The sequence below is a fragment of the Streptomyces sp. SYP-A7185 genome (assembly GCF_046103685.1).
GTDB lineage: Bacteria > Actinomycetota > Actinomycetes > Streptomycetales > Streptomycetaceae > Streptomyces.
In genome coordinates this window covers 9,505,886-9,518,889 of the sequence record NZ_CP122310.1, presented here as the reverse complement: position 1 = coordinate 9,518,889, position 13,004 = coordinate 9,505,886, and the positions used below count along the sequence as shown (strand labels likewise).

At 70.0% G+C, this 13,004-nt stretch carries 18 protein-coding genes and 1 pseudogene; 11 read left to right on the top strand and 8 right to left on the bottom strand.

What is annotated here, in order from left to right; all coding sequences use genetic code 11:
- Positions 1-358: 358 nt before the first annotated feature.
- Positions 359-1,171: an anti-sigma factor gene (locus QBL25_RS42155; RefSeq protein ID WP_409062274.1), complete on the top strand. Its 813-nt coding sequence runs from the start codon at positions 359-361 to the stop codon at positions 1,169-1,171.
- A 238-nt stretch (positions 1,172-1,409) separates the two neighbouring features.
- Here QBL25_RS42155 and QBL25_RS42150 read toward each other — a convergent pair whose 3' ends face one another.
- The 3 genes from QBL25_RS42150 to QBL25_RS42140 form a co-directional block, all read right to left on the bottom strand.
- Positions 1,410-1,820, bottom strand: a complete 411-nt coding sequence (locus QBL25_RS42150) for a VOC family protein (RefSeq protein ID WP_409062273.1) — start codon at positions 1,818-1,820, stop codon at positions 1,410-1,412.
- Between the two features lie 154 nt (positions 1,821-1,974).
- Complete coding sequence (locus tag QBL25_RS42145; RefSeq protein ID WP_409062272.1) at positions 1,975-2,178, bottom strand: hypothetical protein; 204 nt, start codon at positions 2,176-2,178, stop codon at positions 1,975-1,977.
- A 90-nt stretch (positions 2,179-2,268) separates the two neighbouring features.
- Positions 2,269-3,174, bottom strand: a complete 906-nt coding sequence (locus QBL25_RS42140) for an NADP-dependent oxidoreductase (protein ID WP_409062962.1) — start codon at positions 3,172-3,174, stop codon at positions 2,269-2,271.
- 290 nt (positions 3,175-3,464) lie between these two features.
- On the opposite strand from QBL25_RS42140, the gene QBL25_RS42135 reads away from it, so the two are divergent.
- Positions 3,465-3,842 carry a winged helix-turn-helix transcriptional regulator gene (locus QBL25_RS42135; protein ID WP_409062271.1) on the top strand — a complete coding sequence of 126 codons (378 nt, stop codon included), beginning with the start codon at positions 3,465-3,467 and terminating at the stop codon, positions 3,840-3,842.
- 143 nt (positions 3,843-3,985) lie between these two features.
- Here the strand turns inward: QBL25_RS42135 and QBL25_RS42130 are convergent, their stop codons facing one another.
- On the bottom strand, positions 3,986-4,507 hold the full coding sequence (locus QBL25_RS42130) for an NUDIX hydrolase (RefSeq protein WP_409062270.1): 522 nt from the start codon (positions 4,505-4,507) through the stop codon (positions 3,986-3,988).
- Between the two features lie 48 nt (positions 4,508-4,555).
- Between QBL25_RS42130 and QBL25_RS42125 the strand changes: the two are divergent.
- A pseudogene (locus QBL25_RS42125) lies at positions 4,556-4,705 on the top strand (iron-siderophore ABC transporter substrate-binding protein); the annotation flags it as partial.
- Positions 4,706-4,846: 141 nt separating this feature from the next.
- On the opposite strand, the gene QBL25_RS42120 reads toward QBL25_RS42125, so the two are convergent.
- Positions 4,847-5,194, bottom strand: coding sequence for a hypothetical protein (locus QBL25_RS42120; protein ID WP_409062269.1), 348 nt, complete (start codon positions 5,192-5,194; stop codon positions 4,847-4,849).
- 36 nt (positions 5,195-5,230) lie between these two features.
- Complete coding sequence (locus tag QBL25_RS42115; RefSeq protein ID WP_409062268.1) at positions 5,231-5,773, bottom strand: dihydrofolate reductase family protein; 543 nt, start codon at positions 5,771-5,773, stop codon at positions 5,231-5,233.
- Between the two features lie 325 nt (positions 5,774-6,098).
- On the opposite strand from QBL25_RS42115, the gene QBL25_RS42110 reads away from it, so the two are divergent.
- The 5 genes from QBL25_RS42110 (at position 6,099) to QBL25_RS42090 (ending at position 9,350) form a co-directional block, all read left to right on the top strand.
- Complete coding sequence (locus QBL25_RS42110) at positions 6,099-6,746, top strand: hypothetical protein (protein WP_409062267.1); 648 nt, start codon at positions 6,099-6,101, stop codon at positions 6,744-6,746.
- 4 nt (positions 6,747-6,750) lie between these two features.
- The gene (locus QBL25_RS42105) at positions 6,751-7,053 is read left to right on the top strand and encodes a hypothetical protein (protein ID WP_409062266.1); all 303 of its coding nucleotides are present in this window, start codon (positions 6,751-6,753) and stop codon (positions 7,051-7,053) included.
- 402 nt (positions 7,054-7,455) lie between these two features.
- Positions 7,456-7,818, top strand: coding sequence for an STAS domain-containing protein (locus QBL25_RS42100; protein WP_409062265.1), 363 nt, complete (start codon positions 7,456-7,458; stop codon positions 7,816-7,818).
- A complete protein-coding gene (locus QBL25_RS42095) occupies positions 7,815-8,747 on the top strand; it encodes an anti-sigma factor RsbA family regulatory protein (protein ID WP_409062264.1) in 933 nt (310 codons plus the stop codon). Before QBL25_RS42100 ends, QBL25_RS42095 begins: the two co-directional genes overlap by 4 nt.
- Before the next feature lie 213 nt (positions 8,748-8,960).
- Complete coding sequence (locus QBL25_RS42090) at positions 8,961-9,350, top strand: DUF2267 domain-containing protein (RefSeq protein WP_409062263.1); 390 nt, start codon at positions 8,961-8,963, stop codon at positions 9,348-9,350.
- Between the two features lie 103 nt (positions 9,351-9,453).
- On the opposite strand, the gene QBL25_RS42085 is transcribed toward QBL25_RS42090, so the two are convergent.
- Positions 9,454-10,410 (bottom strand): S8 family peptidase, encoded by a 957-nt coding sequence (locus QBL25_RS42085; RefSeq protein WP_409062262.1) that lies wholly within the window; start codon positions 10,408-10,410, stop codon positions 9,454-9,456.
- A gap of 190 nt (positions 10,411-10,600) precedes the next feature.
- Here QBL25_RS42085 and QBL25_RS42080 point away from each other — a divergent pair, with 190 nt between their 5' ends.
- Together QBL25_RS42080 and QBL25_RS42075 are read left to right on the top strand one after the other, a co-directional pair.
- Entirely contained in the window at positions 10,601-11,038 is a 438-nt protein-coding gene (locus QBL25_RS42080) for a DUF6325 family protein (protein WP_409062261.1), read from the top strand.
- A 52-nt stretch (positions 11,039-11,090) separates the two neighbouring features.
- A complete protein-coding gene (locus QBL25_RS42075) occupies positions 11,091-11,396 on the top strand; it encodes an SHOCT domain-containing protein (protein WP_409062260.1) in 306 nt (101 codons plus the stop codon).
- A 27-nt stretch (positions 11,397-11,423) separates the two neighbouring features.
- On the opposite strand, the gene QBL25_RS42070 is transcribed toward QBL25_RS42075, so the two are convergent.
- Positions 11,424-12,209: a hypothetical protein gene (locus tag QBL25_RS42070; RefSeq protein ID WP_409062259.1), complete on the bottom strand. Its 786-nt coding sequence runs from the start codon at positions 12,207-12,209 to the stop codon at positions 11,424-11,426.
- 178 nt (positions 12,210-12,387) lie between these two features.
- Here QBL25_RS42070 and QBL25_RS42065 point away from each other — a divergent pair, with 178 nt between their 5' ends.
- On the top strand, positions 12,388-12,999 hold the full coding sequence (locus tag QBL25_RS42065; protein WP_409062258.1) for a TetR/AcrR family transcriptional regulator: 612 nt from the start codon (positions 12,388-12,390) through the stop codon (positions 12,997-12,999).
- Positions 13,000-13,004: the final 5 nt, after the last annotated feature.

Here is a 13,004-nt window from a genome sequence, read left to right as displayed (position 1 = left end):
CTCCCGGGTCGGAGAAGAGCGATGCGTCGACCTTGCGACGAATCGATGCAACGTCGCCATTCGCATCGTTCGCGCATCGATATGGAAGTCACCTCACGGACCTGCCGCCACCGCCTCGCCCTGCGGCGGCCCGGGCGCGCGGGCGGCTGCACGCGAAACACCTGCATCCTCCGCCGAGGCGTCCGCCGAAGTCCCAGTGGACTCACTCGCAAGGGGTGAGCGGTTCGAAAGGGCGTACAGCCGTGACCTCCCGGCCGCCGGGTGTGCCTACGCTGCTGTCCATGTCCCAGCCTGAGGAGACCATGACCGAGCGGCGGGTGGTCGCCCGTGCGCACCGCGCCGCGAGGGGAGACGGGGCATGACGGAACATCTGGCCGACCACGAGCTGACCGCCCTGGCCCTCGAAGCCGAGGCCGGCCCCACGCCGCGGCAGCGCGACCACTTGGGCCGCTGCCCGCAGTGCCGAGGGGAGCTCGGACAGCTGCAGCGGGTGGTCCGTGCCGCGCGCGAGGTGTCGACCGAGGATTTCCTGACCCCGCCACCCGACCGGGTCTGGCACTCGATCACATCGGAACTGGGATTAGGGGCACCCCCACCCCCGGCATCTGGCGCAGCCCCGACACCACGCCCCGCCGAAACCGACACCACTGCCGCTGCCGCTACGGGGGCCGACACGGCAGCCGCCACTCAACCGGTCCCGGACGCACACCATTCCGGTCGCCGCACGTGGTTGCGACGCCCCGCCCTCCTGCTCGCCGCCGCGGGGCTCGTGGCGGGGGCGGCGCTCGGCAGCGCCGTCACCGCACGGCTGCTCGACGATGACGCGCAACAGGCCGACACGGGTCCGGCGGGCCAACTGACCCCGTTGGCCGTCCCACAGGCCGTCGGAACGGTACGCGTGGCCCGCGGCCCCCAGGCCGACGGCGAAGTCACGGTGACCGTGACGGGCCTGCCCCGGACCGACGGGTACTACGAGGTCTGGCTCATGGACCGCAGCCACAAGCGGCTCATCGCGGTGGGCGTGCTCGGCCCGGACGGCACCGCGACGCTGCCGCTGCCCACACGCGTCGACCTCACCGGCTACCCCCTGATCGACGTGTCGGCCCAGAAGGACAACGGGAACCCGGCCCATTCCGGCAAGAGTGTCGTACGCGGCGAACTACCCGGCTGACCTGCGCCGCTGTCGAATGCCCGCGAGAGCCACGGCATGACACCACCGGCCGTGGCCACGGCCCTTCCGCTGCGCCGACCTGCGCTCACGGGCATCGCCGTCGGCATACGTGCTTCGGACGAGTTGCGCCCCAACGCTGCGGCGTAGGCCTGGAGATCCCCGCACCGCTGCGTCGACCGGGCCGTGCCCGTCAACCCGACCGGATCCGGCCCGCAGCAACGCACCTCGTCCGCGCCGGTTAGTCGTGCTTGGGCCAGACCGGGCCCTCGGCGGTCCAGGTGACGCCCTTGTTGCGGCACAGGCAGAAGGGGTGGCCGATCGGGTCGGTGTAGACCTGCCAGCCGTAGCCGTCGGGGCCGATGAAGTCCTGCCTGAGCGTCGCGCCGAGGTCGAGGACGCGGCGCTGCTCGGGCTCGATCTCGTCCACTTCGAAGTCGAGGTGGAACTGCTTGGGGTGCTCGCTGTCGGGCCACTGCGGAGCGCGGTAGTCGTTCACCTGAATGAACGCCAGCTCGATCTCACCGAACTGAATGCCGGCCCAGTGCTCGGAGCTGCCCTCCTTGATCGGACGGCCCGTCACCTCGGAGTAGAACGCGGCCAGCTTCATGGTGTCCGGGCAGTCGATGATGAAATCGGTCAGTCGCAACATCCCGCGATCTTGCCACAAGCTCACCCCCGACTTCGAGACAGATTCCCGAGCAGCTTTACCGGGGTGCGGGAGCCGTACCGGGACCGCCCGCTTCACCCACTCCCCCGTGGCTTTGCCCTCGACGAGCAGCACCACCGGGTTATCTCGTAGGAGGTCATGGGGACTGGCGCTGTGAGCGCCGCGCCGCCGGGAAAGTGACACCGAGGACCCCGCCTGCGCCACCGCCCACTACCAGGCCCATCGCTGTGCTGTCGAAGACGAACAGCCCAAGCATCAGCCCCATCCCTATGCCGAACAGCATGCCGACAAAAAAGCCCGTACTGATGGACGGGGCCGCGGCGTTCTCGTCGTTTGTCATCCGAGCATTGTCCTGCATGAACCGACAGGGACAAGATCCGATACGGCGGGCCGCGCCACTGATGCCGCGCCACTCGTGCCGGCCGTCGCTTCAGATGCAGATCACGATCTTGCCGCGCGTGCGACCGCGCTCGGCGTGGGCGTGGGCGTCGGCGATCCGCTCCAGCGGGTAGGCCTGTTCGATACGGGGTGTGTAGTGGCCGCGCCGGCCCAGTTCCGCGGCCACGGACAAGAGGGCGGAATCGTTCTCCGCGTTGACCACATGGGTGCCCAGGCGCTGGCCGCCCGCGTGGTCGGCGACGGTCGCCACGCGCGTCGGATCGCCCGTGATCGCGACGAGGTCCTCCAGGGATCCGGAGGCGGCGGTGTCGAGCGCGAGATCGACGCCGTGCGGGACGAGAGGGGTCAGGCGTTGCGCGAGACCCGGGCCATAAGTGGTGGGACGGGCGCCGAGGGAAGTCAGGAAGTCGTGATTGCGTTCGCTGGCTGTCCCGATCACGGTGGCGCCTTGCGCCACAGCGATTTCGACGGCCGCGCTACCGACGCCTCCGGCGGCGCCCTCGACCAGAAGGGTGCGACCCGCAAGGGAGCCGAGCGCATTCAGTCCCCGCATCGCGGTCACGGCCGCGAGACCGGCTCCCGCGGCCTGCTCGTCGTTCCACGTATCGGGGGCGTGGGCCCAGGCCGAGAGAAGGAACAGCTCTGCGGTGGCGCCGGTGACACCGCCCAGCCCGAAGACCCGCTCGCCGATGCTCACCCCTTGCACTCCGTCACCGATTGCGTCGACCACGCCGACGGCGTCGCGCCCGGGAACGGCGGGCAGCTCCAGGGGAATGAACTGCCGCAGGGCTCCGGCGCGCAGTTTCCAGTCGATGGGATTGACGCTGGCCGCCGCGACCCGGACACGGATCTCGCCGAACCCGGGGTGAGGGTCGGTGACCTCCTCGATCACCAGACTCTCCGCTCCGCCGTACTCGTGGAAACGGGCTGCGCGCATACTGTCCTGCCTTGCCTTGTAGAGGGAGACGGTGAGGTCGGGTTCGACGCCCGTTGCCGTGCGCCTGTCGTGGACATGAGACTCGAATCGGCGCGTCGGCGGCTGCCTTTCGGCCGGAGGAGGGCGGGTCGGGAGCGGATCGGTGAGGTTGCCAAGAGGATGGGTGACCGTCTCCCCCGACACCCACGATCTGCCGTCGTCGGAATACCTCCCGTTGCGTCGATGCTCGAGAAGGTATCCGGAAGGTCGGTCACCATCTGGATACCAAGATCGGAGACGGGAGACTCTCGATGCCGCAAAGGCCGCCGCTGCCAGCCGACTTGTTCGACGAGCTGTGTCCGTCCTCGCTGGTGCCCTTCCGCTTCGGTGACAAATGGGCACCCATGATCCTGCGCTGCCTGGACGACGGACCGCGCAGATACTCCGAACTCCGCGTGCCGCTGGCCCGCGTCACCCCCAAGGTGCTCACCCAGTCGCTGCGCGGTCTGGAGCGAAACGGCTTCGTGTCACGCTCGGAGCACTCCGACCCGAAATTGCGGGTGGAATACGCGCTGACCCCACTGGGGCGCAGTGTGCTGGAGCCGCTGGACGTCGCGTGCCGCTGGGCTACCGAGCACTGGGACGAGCTGCTCGACGCCCATGAGGGCGGCAACTCCTCCAGCCAGTGACACTCGCACCGGCGTCGGCGCGTGGCACCCCGGACGAACGGCACCAGTGCGCTGATTAGCCCCGGGGGCCGAAGAATGGGTGCCAGCGGCTCGGTCGTAACGAAAGCTTGGAACGATCGACGCCTTCGCCGAGCCGGCTCAGTTCACGGGCGCCGCTTCTGCGCGGACGCCGGGCCGGTCCGACCGGCGAGGTACCGAGCGAAAATCTCCTCGCTCTCAGGAGTGAAGGTCCACTCTCGCAGAGCCTGCCGCAGCTCGGATTCGGTCAGCCACCCGTGCCAGGCCACCTCACTCAGATCGGGGGCGAGGGTCTCCGGGAGCACGGCATCGCATACTCCCAGCCAATAGGGACTGAGCCCGCCCCGGTTGAGGAAATGGAATCGAAGGCTCACTGAAGCCGAAGTCCCCAGCTCCTCACGGAGTTCGCGGGCGGCCGCCCGCTCATAGGACTCACCGACCCCCGCAGCGCCCCCGATCCCGAGTTCGTAGTGCCCCGGGAAGCGAGACAGCTGCTCGGCTCGCCGGTGGACGAGATAGCGGTTTCTCCCGTCACGGCACACCACCACGCCCACTCGGTGCAGCCAGCCCTCCCGAACCGCCTCCCGCCGGCTGACGATCCCCAACACCCGGTCGTGAGCGTCCACGCGTTCCACGAGTTCATCCACGGCGCACACGATCGCAGACGCCACTGACACCCACCCGCCCGAAGACGGTTCGGCGGGGAGTGCGTCGGCCCCTGGGCCAAGGGCCTGTACGACAAGAGCCCGAAGAAGATCGGCACACTGGGGTTCGAGTACGAGAAGGTCGCTGCGCTGAAGCCCGATCTGATCCTGGAGACCAAGTCCAGCGGCGACCAGACGCGCGGACCTCCGAGCACCCCTCGGCCCGGCGGCGCCACCACGGAAGCTGCCATAAGTCCCTCGATCTGAGAGGCAGGGCGTCAGTTGCAAGCTCCCCCGGCCTGCTCTTTGCGGCCCCGCTCGCTCCCCCTCGGAGAGCGTGTCTCAACCTGGGAGATGATCTGTCAGCACCAGCGTGAGCCTGCCGAGCCACTCGAAGTCGTCCGGGTAGTCCCACTCCTCGGCGCGGGCGAGTACCCCCGGCAGGTCTTCCTGTGAGAGCGGCGGTCCGGGTTGGCAGCCGTTGGTCCCGTCGGGTGCTTTCCACGGGACATACCGGCAGACCTCAACCACCCCGGCGTCGACGAGGGCGAGGAGAATCGGTGCCAGATCCGCTGCGGGTCCAGACGCCAGCGGCTCGTCCAGATCTCCTCGGACTCCCGGAAGAATGTCGATCTCGCTCGCATTGAGCACGAAGGCGTACTCGACGTCGGACAACTCGCTCGTGCTCACCCGCAGATTTTCGCAGAGGCCCGGCGAGGGCCGCGCCTACCTCCGCACGCGGAAGCGGAGCGTCGTGACCGCGCCCGACTGGGTATTGCTGAACGGCTCCAGGTCGATCCTGTCGAGGCTTGGGGGCGAGAAGCGGACGCCGTCGCCCAGGAGCACCGGCAGGACATACACCAGGATCTCGTCGACCAGCCCGCGCTGCAGGCACTGGGCCGCTACGTCGGCACCGAGGATCTCCAGGTTCTTGCCGCCGGCGGCGCCGCGCGCCGTGGCGACGGCTTCCTCAACCCCGCAGGTGAGGAAGGTGACGGTGGGGTCCGGCGCGTCGGGAGGCCTGTGTGTGAGGACGAACTGCGCTCCCCCGTCGTAGGGGGTGTCCTGGGCGGCCATGCGCTTGGCGACCTCGTACGTGCCCCGGCCGACGAGCATGGCGCCCGTGGCCTCCATGACCTCCGGCACCTCGGCCGCGGTCAGGAACTCGGAGATCCAGTCCATCGCGTGACCAGGGCCGGCGATGAAGCCGTCCAGCGACATCGCACGGTTCACGACCACTTTGCCGGTGCCGAAGCCCACATCACTCATGCGTATTCTCCACGGCTCTTGGAGGGCTAAGGCCGGATCGCACTTCGGCCGGTGGGGGCTGCCAGCGTATCTGCGGTGGCACTACGCGAACAACAGGCAGCCGGGTGTGCCGGTCGTACATCGTCGCCGGCACGCCCGGGGGGTGGCGTGCTCGCCGGCGGGGTCGTCGCACCGGGCCTGCAGGCTCTGCCTTCCTTTGAGTTCCCGTTGCCCCCGCACCGTGCCTGCCCTCCCGCCTCCTGGCTCAGCCGTGTCGCCACCCTCACGTGATCGTCACCATGAGTAACCTCACGTGCACCGAACGTCCCGACATGAGGAGTTTTACGTGAGGATTTGGGCATCGCGTGCGGTAGCCGCCCTGACATCGGCCCTGCTGCTGCTCGGTGGCGCGCAGGCCGCCAACGCAGGCGTTGGGCAAGGAGAACGACCGCTCCCCGCAGCACAGGCCGCGACACCGCACCAGTCCCACCACACGGCGGTCATCGCCCTCTACCGCGACCCCGAGGGCGGCAAGTGGCGGGACGTCACCTTGCACCCGCCGCGCGGCATGGTGAAGAACACCGCATCGACGGCTCGCGCGCTCGGTGCGGACGTCATCGTCGGCGACTTCTCCACCAAGAAGAGCACCGCGTACTTCTGGTCCGGGCTCGGCAGCGGCGGCGAGGACCTCGCCGGGAAGATCGCCACCCGGCGTGGTGGCGTCACGCTGGGCATGCTGCTGGAGAAGCGGAACATCGAGATGCCCGCTTGGGACGGCTCGGAGAGGGTCGAGCTTGCCTGGTCGGCGGTGTCCGAGGAATACGCGCGCCAGGCGAGCGGCACGGTGCACGTCATCCTGGGCGCGCACGTACGCCCGAACGCGATCTGGTACACGGAGTTCGAGAACCTCAAGCGGAATCGGAACGTCACCAAGGTGGTATCCGTGGACCCGGATTCCGACAAGGAGAAGACCATCCACACCCGTCAGGACTGACCGTGTGACCGACGCCGACAACCGCAGCCGGGCCATCAGCTTGTATCTCCTGGGCGGGGGCAAGCCCTACCCGGAGGTCGACCGAGCAGCCGTCCGGAGGGCCTTCGCGCCCGAAGAGGCGAACCGGCTCATCGCCTATGCCGCCGCCGTGGTCGCCGAGATGGACACGTTCGAGGTGGACTGGAGCGCGCATGACCTGCAGTCCGCCACCCGCCGATACGAGGAATATGTGCGCACCCGGCATCCGGAGCTCGACGCGAGCGCGGTGACCGCGCTCGGCAGGGCGTACAGCTTCTGGTGGAAATGAGGCGACCGCGGGCGCGCGGGTCCCGTGAAGCGGCACCGATTCCCGGCCGCGCGAGGACCGTGCCCTCTTTGGATGCGGTGCTCGCGCTGTGGGTGCGCTGCTCGCGGTCACTGGGTCCGCCGCTCGGATGACGAGAGCCGCAGCGGCCGCGGAGTTCTCGGTGGCAGCTGCGGCAACGACGTGTCCACGGCGTCCGCGGGCAACCGATATGTCAGCTCTGCCGCAGCGGCGAGATAGTCTTACCGGCGGCAGCGGGTGATCAGGGTGTTCGTGCCCGCTGAGCCGATTGCGGTCGCAGGCCGCCTCTGTCCGGTCGCTCAGCGGTCTGTTTCATCTCGTCGCCGTTCACGTCCGGAGGGGCGATACTGGCGAGGACGACTCAGGGGCTGGCAGGAGGGTGATGTGAACGACCCGCACGGCGGGCACGCCACGCGGCCACGCCCAGCGCCCTCGAGCACCCAGTTGACGGTCTGCCCGTTGCCGGATCGGGCCGGCGTCAAAGTGGCGGGAGAGGTCTCCCTGCCGACCCGCCCGGTGTGGGAACGAACCCTGGAACGGGTGGTCGGCCAGTCCCGCGGACCGTACTACCTGGAACTGTCAGAGCTGACCTTCATCGACATGGCCGGCGCCACGGCGCTGGCCGTCACCGCCCAACGCCTGAACGGCGACCAGCGTTTCGTGCTGGGCAGCCCACCGCCCACCTTGGCCCGTCTGCTGGAACTGTTCTGGACCAACCTGCCAACGATCGAGGTAGACGCCTCATGAGTGCCGTGTCCCAGACCGACCCCTTCGTCCACCCGGCTCTGTTCTACCGGGGCGAACGCGAGTACCTGGCCGGTACCGTGCCCTTCGTCCGCGACGGGCTGGCGTCGGACGAGGCGGTGGCCGTGGCCGTGCCCGGGGCCCGCCTCGAACTTCTGCGCGCCGCACTGGGCGGTCAGGCCGCTCAGGTGCGCCTGATAGACATGGCCGAGGCGGGGCGCAATCCCGGCAGGATCATCCCGCGCGTCCTGCGCGCCTTTGCCGACGCCCACCCCACCGGGCGGGTGCGGATCATCGGTGAACCGATCTGGGCCGGCCGGACGGACGCCGAGTACCCCGCCTGCGCCCAGCACGAGGCACTGATCAATCTTGCTTTCCGGGGCCGAGAGGCGACGATTCTCTGTCCCTACGACACGGACGGGCTGGACGAGACGGTCCTGGCCGACGCCCGCGCCACGCACCCGACGGTCATCGAATCCGGGAGATCGGACACGAGTGGGTCCTACGCCCCCGAAACGGTGATCTCCCGCTACAACCTGTCCTTGACCGCGCCCGACGACGCGTGGAGCACGGACTACAAGAAAGGCACCCTGGCCCCCGCCCGCCAGGGGGCGACACGCCGGGCGGCCGATCTCGGCCTGTCCGCATCCCGCCAGGACGATTTCGCCCTGGCGGTGGCGGAGTTGACGACCAACAGCGTGCTGCACGGGGGCGGGTTCGGCACGCTGCGGATCTGGTCCCAGGACTCTCACATCGTCTGCGAGGTGCGGGACACCGGCCACCTCGCCGACCCGCTCGCCGGCCGCCGCCCTCCGGCCCCGAACCAGCTGGGCGGCCGCGGTCTGCTGCTGGTGCATACGGTCGCCGATCTGGTGCGCGTGCACTCCACGGCGCGCCAGGGCACCACCATTCACTGCTTCTTCCGCCACTGACCACTCCGCACGCAGGCAGCGTGCGCGGACCGCGATCCGTGACATCCTCTGCGGATTCGTGGCGTCTTCCGCGTGGAAGGTCACGCGAAGCAATCACCGAGTCCCGGGACGTCACCCTTCCGACGACATTTCCGATTGTCATCGTTTGGACGACATGCTACAACGGTCCCACGTCGTTCTTCTTACCTTGACGCGGAAGGGACGTCGGCGGACATGCGATGGCAAGCATTCCTCGATCACGTACAGGAACGCGGCGAGTACGCCACCCCCCAGGAAGCCGAGCGGGCCGCGCGTACGGTTCTGGCGCTGTTGGGCGCCCATCTGGTGGGTGAGGTTCGGGCCGAACTGGCCGGCCGCCTCCCGGAGACCTTCGCCCTGATCCTGCTCAACCCGCTGCAGGCCCCCGAGCCCCTCTCGCCGGAGCGGTTCGTGCGGGCGAGCGCGGCGTGGATCGAAGGGGCCTCCGAACAGACCGCGGCCTGGGACGTCAGCGCCGTACTGAGCGTGGCCGCCGACGCGGCGGGCGAGGACCTGACCCGCCGCATCCTGCTGCAACTGCCTCCGGGTTACGACCTCCTCTTCGGCCGTCCCCAGCGCACCTGAACCCCCACCGCAGAGTCGCCCCCGCTCCCCGGCCGCCATGCGGGCGGCCGCCACCAGCGTCCCCCAGCGCCGCGGCGCGTAGGGCCGCGGCGCGTAGGGCCGGTCAGTTCTTCGCGGAAGCGGCGGCGGCCTTGGCGTCGACGACGCCAAGGCCCAGCTTGGCGAGGTCGTCCGGGTTCTTCGCCGTGCTGCGGATGGCCTTCATGATCTGGTCCGGGCCGCGGTCCTGCTGGTGCAGGAGGGCCGCGACGGCGGAGACGTAGGGGGCGGCCATGGAGGTGCCGTCCAGTTCGCCGTAGCCGCTGTCGTTCTTCAGGGTCTCCTTCGTCTTGTACGTCGGAAGGGTGGAGAGGATGGCGACCCCGGGCGCCGAGACTGCCTGCTGCGCACCGAAGTTGGAGAAGTCGGCGGGCCGGCCGCTCTGGTCGCTCGCGCCGACGACCAGGACCGGGGTGTCGACCTTGTAGGGCTGCAGCGCGGTGCCTTCGTTGCCCGCCGCGGCGACCACGACCGCGCCCTTGTCGTGCGCGTGCCTGATGGCGTCGTTGAGGGTGCCGCCCTTCAGGAGGCGGGCCATCAGGCCGCTCTCGCCCAGGGAGAGGTTGATGACGTCGGCGCCGTGGTCGGCGGCCCAGACGATGCCCTTGGTGATGTCGGCGTTGTCCCCGGTGCCGCCTGCTCCGAGCACCCGCACCGGCATGATCTTGGCGCCGGGGGCGCCGCCCGCGATGCCGGTTCCGTTGTCGGTGTGAGCGGCCGCGATGCCCGAGACGTGCGTGCCGTGGCCGTTCATGTCCTTGGGTTCGTCGTCGCCGTCCACGAAGTCGTGGCCCTTGACCAGGCGGCCCTTAAGGTCGGGGTGGTCGAGGTCGGCTCCGGTGTCGACGACCGCGATGACCGTGTCGTCGCCGTTGGTCTTGTCCCAGGCGTCGGGCAGCTTGAGCGCGTCCAGGACCCACTGCTGGTCGCGCATCGGGTCGGGCTTGCTGTCCTCGCCGCACGCGGTGGCCAGAAGCAGGGTGGCGGCGAGGGCGGCGGCGAGTCGGGTACGGGTACGCATGGTTCGAGCCTGGGCGGGGCGCGGGCGCAGCGCATGCGGGGACGGACCGTGCGGGGTATGTCCGGAGGCGGCGAGGTGCTGTCTCAGTGGTTCAGGGTCCACGCCCAGCTGGTTCACGGGCGCGCACATCCGGCCACCACCCTATGATCGGCTCTAGTGCTGTTTGCCCCTTTTCGGAAGGTGGATCCTCGTGGGTAGTGGCCTCAACGCCGACAGCGTCGGCCCGGTGGACGTCGCCGTGATCGCCTTCGAAGGCAACCGGTTCAACGGCGAGATCGGGCCCGCCCTGCGAGACCTGCAAAAGGATGAGACGGTACGCATCCTCGACCTGACCTTCGTGAGAAAGGCCGACGACGGCGCGGTCGACGTCGTCGAACTCGCGGACGCGGAGGTGTCCGAGCTGTTCCAGCAGGTCGCCGACGTCCAGTTCGACCTGCTCAGCGACGAGGATCTGCGGTCCGTCGCCGAGACTCTTCCTCCGCGGTCGTCGGCCGTGGTCGTGGCCTGGGAGAACGCCTGGGCCGCCCGGCTCGGCGCCGCGGTGCGGGACTCGCACGGCGAGATCCGCCTGCTGGAGCGCATCCCCAGGGACACCGTCGTCGAGGCGATCTCCGCCCTCGACAGCTGACCATCAAGCCACCGCGCCACGCGCCACCTGGCCATCAGGAAGGACGGCACTCATGCCGCAACGATTCGGACGGCCCGGCCTGCTGGGTACCATCGCCCGCACCGCGGTGATCTCGGGCACGGCATCCGCGGTCTCCAACCGCGTGAACCGCGGCATGGCCGAGCGGGACCTGCAACGGCAGATGGGCACCCAGCCCCCGCAGCAGGCCCCGGTGGCCCAGGCGCAGCCCCAGACCCCGCCCCAGGCTCCCGCTCCGGACCGGGTCACCCAGCTCACCGCGCTCGCCGACCTCAAGGCGCAAGGGCTCTTGACGGACGAGGAGTTCGCGACGGAGAAGGCCCGGGTTCTCAACTCCTGACGCGCCCGGAGCTCGTCTCGCCGCGCCTCAGCCGCGCAGCGCCGCGGCGAAGATGCCCGGCAGTCTGCTCACCTTCGAGTCGCACGTGTAGGCCGTCAGACGCTCCATCGTCGTGCGGCCGGTGCGGTTGGTGACGTAGTACGGCGGCCGGGGCGAGAGGGAGGGCGAGCCGGTGAACAGGCCGCGCGGCGCGGGCGCGAACGGCGCCCGCAGCACGGTCTTCTCGACGTCCTCCAGCATGAACGCGTTGTGCACGAAGCCGATGCCGCTGCCGATGTCCTGGCGGGTGTGGCCGGGGTGGGCGCCCCAGGGCGTGTAGCCGAGCAGGAATCCGAAGGCCCACCAGCAGTTGACGCCGAGCGTGCCGTAGCGCAGCGCGGCGACGGCCCCGTCCACCGCCTTGCGATGGGCGCGCTCGGTGCCGGGGTGGACCAGGAGTGTGGCGCCCAGGGTGCCGGGCAGCTTGTCGTTGGCGAACTCCGTTGCCGCGCGCAGGAACTGCGGCGCGTCCTCGTCCGGGAGGCGCATCACGCCCAGGGCGCTGGCGAACACCTCGATGCGGAGCATCGGGTCGTCGGGGTCGGTGATGTCCGGTACGAGCAGGCGGCTTTGGCCCTCGCCGGGGAGCTCCGCTTCGGGGTGGGCCCGGGCGACGGCGGTCAGGCGCTCGTCGGCGCCGGGGTAGTAGTCGGCGCGGGCCGGCAGTTCGCCCAGGACCCGGCGGATCTCGGCGAGCAGGCGCTCGGTGCCGTCCCAGTGGCGGGGCACGAGCAGGATCTGGCCGGCGACGCAGTTGTGGCCGGAGTTGTTCATCTCGCTGGTGACGATGCGCTCGGCCTGGAAGCGGAAGTCGCTCGTGGCGCAGCCCGCCGCGTCGGTGAACTCCCCACGCCTTCAGCGCTGTTCGCGGTGGGCGAGCCCGTCACTGCCGCCGCCCGAGCCGGCTCGACCGACCATGGCGCTAAATTCTGAATGATGGTTCACTGCTTGTATGGCCTACCGCAAGACCCCCGCCGAAATCCGCCGCCTGGACGCCGCCCGGGAACATCTGATCTCCTGCGCCACCGTCGTCGTCGCCGAAGTGGGCTGGTCACAGGCGTCGGTGACCGCCGTCGCCGACGCGGCCGGGATCGCGGCCGGATCGGTCTACCAGCACTTCCCCTCCAAGGCCGCCCTCGCCGTGGAGGTGTTCCGGCGGGCCGCGGGCCGCGAGGTGGAAGTCCTGGGCGCGGTGCTGCGCGGGCCGGGCGACCCGGTCGCACGCCTCAGCCAGGGCATCGAGGTCTTCGCCCGCCGTGCCCTGGAAAACCGCGGCCTGGCCTACGCCCTGCTCGCCGCCCCCGCCGAAGCGGCGGTCGGCGCCGAACGCCTGGACTTCCGCCGCCGCTACCGCGCGCTGTTCGCCGACGTGGTGCACCAGGGCATGGCCGCGGGCCTGCTGCCCGCCCAGAACGGCGAGATCACCGCGGCCGCGCTCACCGGAGCGGTCGGCGAGGTCCTCGTCGACCCGCTCGGCACCCCCGACCAGAGCGCCACCGACGAACTCCTCACCGAACTCACCGCCACCGCGCTGCGCTGCGCCGGCGCCGGCGCGCCCCACTGACCCCC